This window comes from Algoriphagus persicinus (genome assembly GCF_035156415.1).
GTDB classification, from domain to species: domain Bacteria; phylum Bacteroidota; class Bacteroidia; order Cytophagales; family Cyclobacteriaceae; genus Algoriphagus; species Algoriphagus persicinus.
Map to the genome: position 1 here is coordinate 16843 of NZ_JAYEEY010000015.1, position 12384 is coordinate 29226.

Genomic DNA, 12384 nt, shown 5'->3' on the forward strand with positions numbered 1-12384 from the left:
TGCACCCATGGTTATTCGTGGTTTGATCTCCGCCCTGGCGGACAGGCATTTCAGGATCATTTATTTGATTGAATTAAAGTTTAGAATTCTTCTGAATTAGTACGCCGCCTTATAATTCACCACTACATCAAGCAATGTCCATTCATTCTCTTTCACCGTCACTGGCTGGATATTTCCCTCACCGTCAAATATGTTGGCGAAAAGTCCGCCTTCCTCTACGGTAAGAATGGAATATCTACCAGGGCTGAGATTGACAGTGTATTGACCGTTTTCGTCAGTTTCGACTTCGGTGATTGGTTTGGCAGCCACAGATTTGAAAAGTCCATTCTCTAAGGTCACATCAGAGATATTCATAAGTGGATATATGCGCAGAGTTCTTTTTACCGGCTCACCTATTGTTGTATTCTTATTTTTCTTACCTGTCACAGCTATCGTCGGCATCTGATTGCCTTCCAGCCAAGTGACCAGACCTACTACACCTTGGCCTTCAGGCTGATAGGGTGCGCATTGGAAAAGCATTAAGGTAAATGCTGAAGCGAAAAGTAATTTTACTAGTTGGTTCATGAGTTGGTGGATTATTAGTTTAGTGCATGAGTAAATACTCTAGTGTATCAAATTCCCTCAAACAGCACAAATGATTCCAAATAATTTGGGATAATGGTATTCCAGCCTAATTCATCCTTAAGTTTTTGCGCGAGTACCGCAGCACTTTTTTCTTCACCATGAATAATAAATGTGATTTTTGGTTTTTCATTGAATTCTTCTGCCCATTCCATTAGCTCATTTTGATCAGCATGAGCGGAAAGGCCATTCACGGAATAGATTTTAGCTTTTACAGGGACCTCTTGCCCAAAAATCCTCACTTCACTTTCACCATTCACTAGTCGCCTGCCTCGGGTTCCCTCTGCCTGATAGCCTACGAAAATCACCCCGTTCCTTTCATCCGGTAAGTGATGGAATAAGTGATGCAGTACACGTCCACCTGTAGCCATGCCACTGGCAGAAATGATAATAGCCCTCCCCTTTAGGTCATTTAGCGTACGGGATTGCTCTTGCTTGCGGAAATAATGAAGCTGAGAATGCTGAAATGGATGCTGATCCTTATCGTCCAACACTGCTATCAGCTGATGATCTTGGTGAAATTGCTTGTATAAATTTGAGACATTGATAGCCATGGGGGAATCCAGGTAAATAGGCACACTAGGAATTTTTCCTTTTTTCATCAATTGATACAGATAGTACATCACCAGCTGGGTGCGACCCACCGCAAAGGCAGGGATTATCACCAGTCCATCACGCTCAAATACCTCATTGATAGCGTTTGCCAGCTCCTCCTCGGGCTTCACGGGGGCTGAAACACGATCACCATAAGTGGACTCTATCCACACTACTTCGGCTTCAGGGATGAACGTAGGAGGGAAGAGAATAGGATCATGGTACCTGCCCAGGTCACCTGAGAAAACAAGATTCTTGGTTTGGGAATCTCCTTTGATCACCACTTTCGCGATGGCTGCCCCAAGTATATGCCCGGCATAATAATAAGTCACTTCCACAGAAGGATGAATGAAAAAAGGTTTTTTGAAATCCTGAGGCACAAAGAGTGGAAATACAGCTTCTGCATCTTTCACAGTATAAAGTGGCTCAGGGTTTTCATGCTTGGAATAGCCTTTTTTTCTCGCATATTCAGCTTCTTCTTCCTGAAGCTTTCCAGAGTCCAAGAGTAATATTTTCGCAAGTTCTGCTGAAACAGCCGTGCAATAGATTGGCCCAGAAAAACCTTCCTTGACCAGCTTTGGCAAGTAGCCTATATGATCCATGTGTGCATGGGTAAGCACTATAGCCTCCATATCTGAAGGGGGCATGGGGAATTTGTCCCAGTTTCTGAGACGGAGTTCTTTTCTCCCTTGAAATAGCCCACAGTCAACCAGAAATTCAAAATCTCCCAGATCCAATAAATAACGGGAACCGGTCACTGTTCCTGCTGCTCCTAAAAATTTTACGGTTACATCCATCTGCTTTTGGGTTTAGACCAAAAGATACAAAAAAGAGGCACCCTTTTGGATGCCTCTTTGCTTAGTCGATTAAAATACTGCTATCTGCCGGGTTGTTGGATTGATTAAATTTCGCCCTGCTGATACTGTCGAGCTGATCACGATCAAATTCTCCTGTATCCGGTTCCTCTACGTCAAAATTAACACCCTCAGAATTTTCTTCATCCACTTGCACCACCTCCTCTTTACAAGTCAGACAGACCAAGCCTTGCTGATTAAACGTCCAGATCGTATTTTGAGAAAGATCACTGGATCTGAAGCCGTTTCTATAGATGGTATTTCTCAGAATTTCGAGAAGTGATCGCTCCATGATAAATGGCTTTTCGTAAGGTATCTCCAGGAAGAGGTTTAGCTTTTGATCACGGAAGGTGCTTAAATTGGAAATATCGTAGCCTTCATCAAAGGTGATGACAGAATCCAAAACGCTATAGTTGTAGCCAATCAGTTTAGCATTGTTCATGGCTTCTGCTTTAGTTTTCCCCCTTGAGAAGAAATCCTCCCGGAGTGTCACTACACTATCAGCAGTGCCTTCAAGCTTTAGATTCACATTATTGAAGGTGGATTCTTCTCCGATAGGGTTCAATCTCAGGATCATAATCCCTTCGGTCACTGGGACGTTTTGCTCTATTTTGTGCCAGTTTTCTTCTTTGAACTGAGCTATAATCAGTGGGATTTGGAATGCACTGATACCCACACACAGTAGCCATAATCCCAGTGCCACGAAGCCGAACCTGGCTCCAATCAGGTTCTTTTGCATTAATACACTAAGACCTAGTAGAATGATGATGATTCCCGGGATGATCAATAGGAAAGATGCACCGATCACCAGCCATATTGAGACGAGGTTGGAGAATAGCTCCACAGGGAAATTGTCCATCAAAACCCTATAGTCATCATTGGTAAATATACCCATATACACTGCGAGGCTAAATATCGGAGCGATGGTCAGTCCTAAGCCGAGAAAGAATACAAACAAACCAAAGATTACACGGATCACATTTAAGAAGAAAATCCCCAAAGGACCCAAAGCACTGCCGATGGCCTCGATTACCTGTCCTATTATCCTGAATGGTGTCAAAAGAATTTGTCTGGTTTTTGACTCAGGGATCTTGGGCATAGGGTTGATGTTTTCCTTGATGGTGTAATCGATATTATCCAAGGTGATTTCTCCCCCTTTCATGCGAATACGCTCAGTAATGGAGCTCGCCACGGGAGTGATAATCCATAGAATAAGGTAAATGAGGAAACCAGATCCACCGGCAAGTATCAAAAACACCAATGCCAATCGGGTATAGATCACCTCTACGCCAAAATATGCCGCCAATCCACTGGCTACACCTCCTATTACTTTGTCATCAGGGTTTCGGTAGAGCTTCTTGATATTTTTGTCTTCTTCGATTTCATACGAAACAGGCAATATGATCCAGAGTACGATGTAGGCGATGGCGGCAAAAATCCCAAAACTCAGGTTGAGCCTGAAGTCATCAAATGGAAGTATGTCCAGAAATCCCAAGTTGAAACGCAGATTGCCGCTAAAGAGCAAGAGGATAGCGATCAGTCTGGTCCATAGTGGATCGATGGAAAAGTAATGCGCCATTCCCGCGCATACACCACCTAGGATTTTTCTATTTTCGAGACGAACCAGTTTTTTATAGCCCCTCTTTTCCGCATCCGGTGGTGTTACATATTTATAGAAATCCTGGTCAGCAGTCGTATTTTCATCCTCCTGATCCAAGTCGACTTTTTCCTCTTCCACAGATGCAAAATCTGCTATGGTACCCATTTTCTCAATGAGTTTATCGACGTTTTCGGCAGTGATTACCTGCTTATTGTTTTTCAGGTTGCTCAGAAAAATTTCAGCAATCCGATTTTCAATATCAGATATGATCTCCTGATTGTCTTTATAAGAAGAAAAGTGGCGATTGATCGCATCCAAGTACTTACGGAGCGTATCGTAACCGTCTTCTTCGATGTGGAAAAGAATCCCACTGATGTTTATACTTATCGTCTTTTTCATGATCAATTCTTTGAGGTGATTAGGAGGGTGGAATTGACTAGGGAATCCCAGGTTTTTGAAAGTGTGCCCAGAAAGACTTTCCCTTCTTCTGTGATGGAGTAGTATTTCCTAGGAGGCCCGGATTCGGATTCTACCCAGCGGTATTCTACCAATGAGGCTGACTTCAGTCGATTGAGCAGAGGATACAGCGTACCTTCCACTACGATCATTTGAGCTTGGGTAAGCTCCTCGATCAGATCTGACGTATAAACCTCGCCTCGGGAGATGATGTGTAATACGCAAAACTCTAAGAGTCCTTTGCGCATTTGGATCTGGGTGTTGGCGACATTCATTTGTTAATTGATTATGTGTCAATAGTTCGGGAAATCCTTACTCCCGTCCCTTCCTATGGGAGAAAAATTATACCAATCTTTTCTAAGCTACCTTGTATAACCTAATTCCTTGTGATAAACAGGTAGTAGGTATAATAAAATAAGTCTTACAAATGGCTTCAGTTGATCTAATCGGTGATTCTGGTTTTCCAGTTTCTATTTGAAAAATAATTTCTGAAAAAATACTGCTAGTCTAGTTTTAATAAAATGTTAAATTATCGCACATATTTATGTACGCAGACGGACAGGAGTCCGATTGATTGTGAGGAATTCCAGTAGGAATTAAAATAGGATTGAGAAAATGGTTTATTTTAGACTGTGAAATATAAAATTAAGCGTCAATTTTTTTTCTGGGTAATACTGCTAGCATGTTGGTCGGGTCATACTAAACTGTTTTCGCAGGATTTGGCTCCCAAATATTCCAATGAATTTCTAAGTATAGGGGTAGGAGCAAGAGCGCTGGGAATGGGTGGTGCACAGGTTTCTGCCGTGCGGGATGTGACAGCGGCCTATTGGAATCCGGCCGCGCTGATGGGAATTCAGCATAAATATGAGTTCAGCCTGATGCACTCAGAATATTTTGCCGGGGTTGCCCAATACGATTACCTGAGTTTTTCCACGCCTGTCAAAGACCAAAGCCAAGTGGCAGTCTCTCTTATTAGATTTGGAGTTGATGATATTCCCGATACCCGATTTCTTTACGATGCCAACGGAGCTTTGAATTACAATAACATACAGTTTTTCAATGCGGCTGACTATGCTTTGTTACTAAGCTATGCGAGAGATCTTTCGGACAGGTTCAAAGTGGGAATGAATGCCAAAGTCATTCACAGGAATGTCGGCAAATTCGCTCAAGCCTGGGGATTTGGACTAGATGTAGGAGGGATTTATATCAAAGATCGGCTGACCCTTGGACTGATGGTGCGTGATATTACCACGACTTTTAATGCTTGGTCACATAACGCGGAGCTGGTTAGGGAGATCTATTCTCAGACAGAAAATGAGATTCCGGTCAATTCGGTAGAACTGACTTTACCTCGTGCTATATCCAGCGTGGCTTACAACTGGAAGATTGGAAACCAATTCAGTTTACTGACCACAATGGATTTGGATATGACCTTTGATGGGCAGAGAAACACGGTGATTAGTACCTCTTTGCTGAGTATTGATCCTCGGTTTGGAGTAGAGGCTGGTTTTCATGACATAGCCTTTCTTCGTGCAGGTGTAGGAAACTTCCAGTATATCAAGGATTTTCAGGGTAATGAAAGTTTGAACATGCAGCCTAGTATGGGGATTGGCGTTTTCATCAGCGAGCGATTTCAGATCGATTATGCACTTTCAGACATTGGGAATGTGTCTGAAACGCCTTATTCCCATGTATTTAGTGTAAAAGTGAGTTTGGAGAAATTGGATCCTGATTTCAGGAAATTTAAAAGCTGGACAGACAAATGATAAAAAATCAACTCTTCGTTTTTCTGACATTCCTCATGCTCCCTGACTTGGCTCAAGCGCAGCAACCTGTTTGGTATAATTATGACCAGACCTACTTCAAAATCCCTACGGCTACAGATGGAATTCACCGCATCACAGCCACTTCACTGAGTAGCTCAGGAATCAACCTGAGCGGATTGGATCCTAAAACTATCAGACTTTATCATCGGGGCGAAGAAGTAGCGATTCACATTGAGGGTGAAAATGACGGGAATTTTGACACAGGCGATTACATCGATTTCTATGGAAGGAGAAATGATGGGACGCTAGATAAATTACTTTATTCTGATTTTGAAAAGATTCCGAATCCATACTTCAATACTACTTCAGACACCACAGCCTTTTTCCTCACCGTAACATCCGGTCAGAGCGGAAAGCGAATGAATCTACGATCTGTGCCAGAAGTGGCTATGCCGCTGGCCAATGCCTATACATCCGAAAAACTACTGACCCTTGGCGAGCAGTATTCGCTGGGTGTAGCCTATGCGCTGGGTTTTAGATTGTCCAAATTTGACTTAGGGCAAGGCTGGATGTCTTCGGTGATTACCAAGGGCAATACCCGTCGAATCACCTTGGATCAGTTGGGAGCAATGGCGAATTCTGGATCGGCAAATTTGGAATTTGGTTTGGTAGGCAGATCAGAAAATGCCCATTCCACAAGAATCTACGCTGGTCCCAATGCCACCACACAGCGATTGCTTACTACGGTGAACTTTGCGGGGTTTAATTATCCCCAACAATCGATTAATCTGGCGATGTCTGATTTCAACTCAGATGGAAGCATAGTTATCTCCTTCGAATCAGGTGGAGCAGAATCTGTTGATAATATGTCCGTGGCTTTCGCTAAGATCACTTTTCAAAATAATGTGAGCACGGGAGATTTTGCTTCGGAGCTTTTTATTTCCCCTGCGGGAAATCAGCGAATTCAACTCTCACAACTGTCGGGTACTTATGCTGCTTTGGAGATTTCGGATCCTACCAATCCTGAGAAAGTACAGGTATCTGGCAATGACCAAACCCTAGCTTTCAGAGCATCCATCCCGAATGATTCAAGCCGTATTTGGGTACAAAATGAAGAGAATATCACTCGAGTGGCCTCCCTAGAGCGAGTGAAATTCAGGAATTATCTGGCACAGCCAGCCAATTATATCTTAGTAGGTCATCAGGCATTGGAGCAGCCTACCACCCAATTTGACAATCCGCTGAAATCCTATGCCGAGCATAGGGCTTCGCCGTCAGGTGGAGGATTTGACACACTAACGGTGAAAATGGAGGATTTGTACAATCAATTCTCTTATGGGGAATATTCTCCGGTAGCTGTTTATGAGTTTTTGAGAGCCTACTATCCCGTTCACAAGCCTACGCACATGCTACTTGCCGGTAGATCATTGGCCATATATTCTACTGCGCGTGCCGGTGGAGTGACTTATTATTATCGAAATAATCCTGCAGCTTTTAGCTTCCGAGACCTGATTCCAGCAGGAGGGTTTCCTTTTTCAGACAATATTTATACACTGAATCTTGATCCTTCTAAGCCATTGACTCCTGCGCTGGCAGTAGGTAGAATTCCAGCAAGAAATGCCCAGCAGCTTGCAAATTACCTAAGTAAGGCTATAGAAAAAGACGCGGTTGGGATTTCAGAGCCTTGGCAAAAAGAGTTGATACACCTGTCTGGTGGAGAATCTGAATTTGAACTCGAACGGTATTTCAACTTTATGAATGGCTTTAAGACCATTGCCGAAGGCCCATATCTGGGCGGAAAAGTGACTACCTATAGAAAAAGGTCCAACTCGACTATAGAAGTGATCGATATTACGGGAGATCTGAATGAAGGTCGCTCCATGCTTACCTTTTTTGGGCACGGAGCTCCTACGGTGATCGATATAGAAATTGGCTTTGCCTCTGATCCTACGCTGAACTATCAGAATAAAGGGAAGTATCCGATCATGTTGTTTAATGGGTGCGACTATGGTAGTGCATTTGCAAATAGCTATACCCAAGGTGAAGATTGGGTGATAACAGCAGATAAGGGAGCTGTATCCGTGATTGCCAACTCTGCGATAGGCGTGGATGTTTATCTCCGCAGGTATTCTGATTTGTTTTACAAAAAGGCATTTGCAGACAGCACGCTGATTTATCGCACGTTAGGAGAAGTGAAGCGAGAAGCTGAGGAGGCATACATCACTAATTTCGGTACCACCCCGCTTTCCTATTCCCACATGGAGCAGATGATCAATTATGGTGATCCGGGATTGAGGATTTTCCCTGCTGATAAGGCTGACTATGCCATCAACGTAGAAGAAGTATCTGTGAATAGTTTTGATGAGGTGCCCGTTTCGGTGCTTTCGGATAGCTTGAAGTTAAATTTTGTACTGCGAAATATAGGAAGGGTGGATACGGATTCCATAGAATTCAAAGTGACTAGAAAATTACCTGACGGTTCCACTGAGGCCTTTCTACCGGTGAAAATTCCTTATATCGCCAGGATTGATTCACTCTTTTTCACCATCCCTAATACTGGCCGTAATGCCGCCGGAGAAAACAGCTTTACCATTGAGGTAAACTCATCGATGGATGTGGAGGAAATGGCTTTTGCCAATAATTCGGTGACCTATACCAAGTTTATCCCACTGAGTGGCACGCTGAATTTATACCCTCTGGATTATGGGATTGTGAATAGCGCTGACACAAAACTGGTGGCGCAAGTACCGGGGAAAACTACCGAAGATCGTACAGTTATTATTCAGTTGGACAGCGCTGCCGGGTTCAATTCTGCTTATCGTAAAGAGCTTCGTATCACCACGCGGGGTTTGGCAGAAATGCCTTTGACACTCACTTCATTCTCAGACAGTACGACCTTCTATTGGAGATCAAAATTTCAGGAAGCCAAGCCTGGTGAGACGGATGTCTGGACGAACTCAAGTTTCTCCTACATTCCATCCGGTCCTGATGGCTGGACTCAGCGAACTACCTACCAGCTCGACGAAGATCAATTGACAAATCTCGAGTTCAAAGCTTCTGACAGAAGTTGGAAATACCTAGATGTGCAAGCCAATATTGAGGTATTTACTGTTGGCTCAGGTGTGGACACGCTTTCCTTTAGAAACACACAATTTTACCTAGATCAGATTCCTCAGATCATTGATAATGTAAACAATGCCAACAGCCGCCTGTGCCCAAATGGCTCGTTGGGTTTGGTGGCTTTTGAGCAAAAGAGTCTGATGCCCTACTTGGCGATTCCTGTTCCGGGCTTTGATATCTTGGATTCCCGGGCTTGTGGTCGGGTGCCCCAAATGATCCAGAGCATCCAGAATTCATGGATCACCACACCGGGTCAAACTATGCTGGTGGATTATGTGAATAATGTAAAGGAGGGTGATTACGTGGTGATTTTTTCTGTAGGCAATGTCACATTTGAAGCATGGCCCGATATCGCTATAGAGAAGCTGAAGGAATTTGGAGCCAGTGAAGCTACGCTTAGAGCCTTGAAAACTGGCGATCCATACATCCTGTATGGCAAAAAAGGCATGCGTCCGGGCGAGGCGATTGAGATAGTTGGAGATAAAACTATGGAAGTGCCTTCATCCCAGCAGACGCTTTCATTTGATACCGAACTTGCAGGTTACCTGACTTCTGGAATGATTTTGACTCCAAGAGTTGGCCCAGCCTCCTCATGGGAGCGATTTTTCCAACATGTGAATTCCAGAAACTGGATCAATGAGGAGGAGAAAACCTATTTTGATATCATAGGAGTGAAGGATAATGGTGAAGAAGATCTGCTGATCGGAAATACCTTTGATCAGGAAATGGATCTCTCATTTATCAATACCGAGACTTATCCTTACCTGAAATTGCGCTACAGCATGAATGATCCTGAGTCCACTGCTCCGGCTCAGCTGGACAAGTGGCAGGTGAATTATACTGGAGTGCCTGAGGGAGTTTTGATCCTGAAATCAGCAAAAGATCAGGTCAATCTCAGAGAAGGAGCGTCAGGATTTCTGGAGCTACAGTTCAAGAATATTTCCAAGTACAACTTCTTGGATTCAATACAGGTGGATTGGAAGATGACCAATCTGACAAGCAAGAAGGTGGAGGAGTTTTCCAAGAAATTCCCTGCACTGAAAGCTGGGGAATCTTTTGACTTTACGATAGAGTTTAATTCCATCGGGAAATCAGGTGAGAACCGACTGGAGATTTTTGCCAATCCTAGAATACAGCGGGAGCAGACTTTCCGCAACAATCAGGTGGATATGGGGCCTTATTTTATCGTAGAAGGCGATAATTCTACAGCACTACTTGATGTGAATTTTGACGGAATCTACATCATGGACGGGGATATAGTCTCGCCTAATGTGCTGATCACAGCCCTGCTGAAAAATGACCAAACACTGCTGTACAAAAAGGATACGGTGGGGCTGGATCTATATCTCAAACAAAACTGTGATGCCTGTGACTTCAAGCGGGTAAGTTTCTCCAATCCAAACTTAATTTGGACACCGGCTTCAGAAGACGAAGACTTCAAGGTTTCACTCATCCCCGGGCCTTTGGAGGATGGAATTTACACACTTCGCGTGACAAATTCCGATTCTTCTGAGCCGTATGAGATCACTTTCGAAGTGATCAATGAATCCCAGATTACCAATTTCTATCCTTATCCAAATCCCTTTAGTACCAGTGTACGGTTTGTCTTTACGGTGACGGGAATGGAAGTACCGGATGAGATCAAGATCCAGATTATGACCGTGACCGGAAAAGTCGTCCGAGAGATTTTGCAGAACGAATTGGGTCCTATCCGAATCGGAAACAACCTAACCGAATACGCTTGGGACGGTAAGGATGACTTTGGCGATCAGCTGGCAAATGGCGTGTATATCTATCGGGTGCTGGTTCGGAAAAATGGGCAGTTTATGGAGCATAGACCAACTGCTGGGGATAAGGCTTTCAAGAAGGGCTATGGGAAGATGTATTTGCTGAGGTAGGGTACGTCATTGCGAATGACGCAGGAATGAAGCAATCTGGTTGGGGGGTGCATTTTGTTTAAAACAAAATTGAAAATAAGAGTATCATTTATGAACTTTAGTGCAAAAGTAATTTAAAAAGTATGAGATTACAATTTCAACACGATATACTGACAATAATGAAAGTTGTACCAAATTAATGGGTTATAAAAGCATTACTTGTAGAAACAAACCTTTTAAAATCATATAACTTTGATTTCCAATAACACAATAAAAATATTTTTAGGGTTACTGTTTTTGGTAATCCTATTTCATATTTGCATAATAGTAAAGATAATTCCCTACAACATAGCTTGGGGTGGTAGACTTACAAACGACAATGAAATGTACGTTTTTGAAACTATTTCAATACATATAAATGTATTTTTATTTTGGATTTTATTAATGAAAGGTGATTTTGTAAAATTCAAGTTTTCAATTAAAGCAGTTAATATAATTTTATGGATTTTCTTTGGACTGTTTGTTCTAAATACATTCGGAAACATTTTCGCAAAAACAAATTTTGAAAAATTTTTCGCATTGTTAACAGGACTATTTGCAATATTAATTTGGAAGATTATAAAGCAGAAAAAAATATCGAACCGCTAAAATAGCGTGCATGTGGCAATAGCGCGTGAAGAGGTATATCGAAAGTCTGTGCATTTTATAAACTTTTGTGGTGGCGGACAGGTAATCTCCTTAAAATCCGCTCTGCTCTTTTACTTGACCGTGAGTTCGCTTGCTAATGCAACCATGCAAACTTGAACAGACCATATAAAGCAAATGCATGAAGAAACAGTAGCGTGTAATAAACCATCAAACTTTTGAAAGTAATTGAAAAAATCGATATATTGTTCTGTAAAATAAAGGTTTTGCAGATATTTTTACATGAATCCATTGTGTTTTATCAATAAACGAAATATCATGAAAGAAATGATTATTATTTTAACAGTTCTCATTTCTAATAATTTTTTATCTCAAGACATGATAATTAATTGTTTTGGACACAACATCCATGAATCGCTTGATTACTCTTCTTCTCCTGCACAAAATGGGTTATTTATTCTTTTGGGAATTCAGTATTTCAGTAACAAGTGCTTCACATTTGGAGCGGAGGTAGCAAGAGTAACTTTAAAAGATATCAACGGTGGAACAAATATTTGTGGAGCAATTAAACTGGGTTATCATTTTTAAACAGATCATATATCGTATGGTAGCACCACAATAGCTCAAATAGGCATTCATTCCAGAATCTGAAATCTTAGCAATTATGAAAATGAGACCAATACATTCAAGATTATCAGTGGTAGTTTTTCTCGTTATTCTACTGACTTTTTCATATTGCGATAAAGACGAAAGTCATGGTTCCGACAACAAAATCAGGGATATTGATGGCAATGCGTATAACTTTTTCCTGTTCGACGGTTCAGGGGAAGTGTCATTGGTTTTTAACAAAA

The 12384-nt window shown here is 42.2% G+C and carries 7 protein-coding genes; 3 read left to right on the forward strand and 4 right to left on the reverse strand.

Going from position 1 to position 12384, the window contains the following annotated elements:
- Positions 1-96: 96 nt before the first annotated feature.
- The 4 genes from U3A58_RS12870 to U3A58_RS12885 form a co-directional block, all read right to left on the reverse strand.
- Complete coding sequence (locus U3A58_RS12870; protein ID WP_323823879.1) at positions 97-564, reverse strand: carboxypeptidase regulatory-like domain-containing protein; 468 nt, start codon at positions 562-564, stop codon at positions 97-99.
- 47 nt (positions 565-611) lie between these two features.
- Positions 612-2012, reverse strand: coding sequence for an MBL fold metallo-hydrolase (locus U3A58_RS12875; protein ID WP_323823881.1), 1401 nt, complete (start codon positions 2010-2012; stop codon positions 612-614).
- Positions 2013-2073: 61 nt separating this feature from the next.
- On the reverse strand, positions 2074-4068 hold the full coding sequence (locus U3A58_RS12880; RefSeq protein WP_323823882.1) for a PspC domain-containing protein: 1995 nt from the start codon (positions 4066-4068) through the stop codon (positions 2074-2076).
- A 2-nt stretch (positions 4069-4070) separates the two neighbouring features.
- Entirely contained in the window at positions 4071-4400 is a 330-nt protein-coding gene (locus tag U3A58_RS12885) for a PadR family transcriptional regulator (protein ID WP_323823884.1), read from the reverse strand.
- A 396-nt stretch (positions 4401-4796) separates the two neighbouring features.
- Between U3A58_RS12885 and U3A58_RS12890 the strand changes: the two genes are divergently transcribed.
- From U3A58_RS12890 to U3A58_RS12900, 3 genes are all read left to right on the forward strand, one after another.
- Positions 4797-5891 carry a putative type IX sorting system protein PorV2 gene (locus U3A58_RS12890; protein WP_323824055.1) on the forward strand — a complete coding sequence of 365 codons (1095 nt, stop codon included), beginning with the start codon at positions 4797-4799 and terminating at the stop codon, positions 5889-5891.
- Entirely contained in the window at positions 5888-10909 is a 5022-nt protein-coding gene (gene porU2 / locus U3A58_RS12895; protein ID WP_323823886.1) for a putative type IX secretion system sortase PorU2, read from the forward strand. The genes U3A58_RS12890 and porU2 overlap by 4 nt, the downstream gene beginning before the upstream one ends.
- A 942-nt stretch (positions 10910-11851) precedes the next feature.
- Complete coding sequence (locus U3A58_RS12900; RefSeq protein WP_323823888.1) at positions 11852-12121, forward strand: hypothetical protein; 270 nt, start codon at positions 11852-11854, stop codon at positions 12119-12121.
- Positions 12122-12384 lie beyond the last annotated feature (263 nt).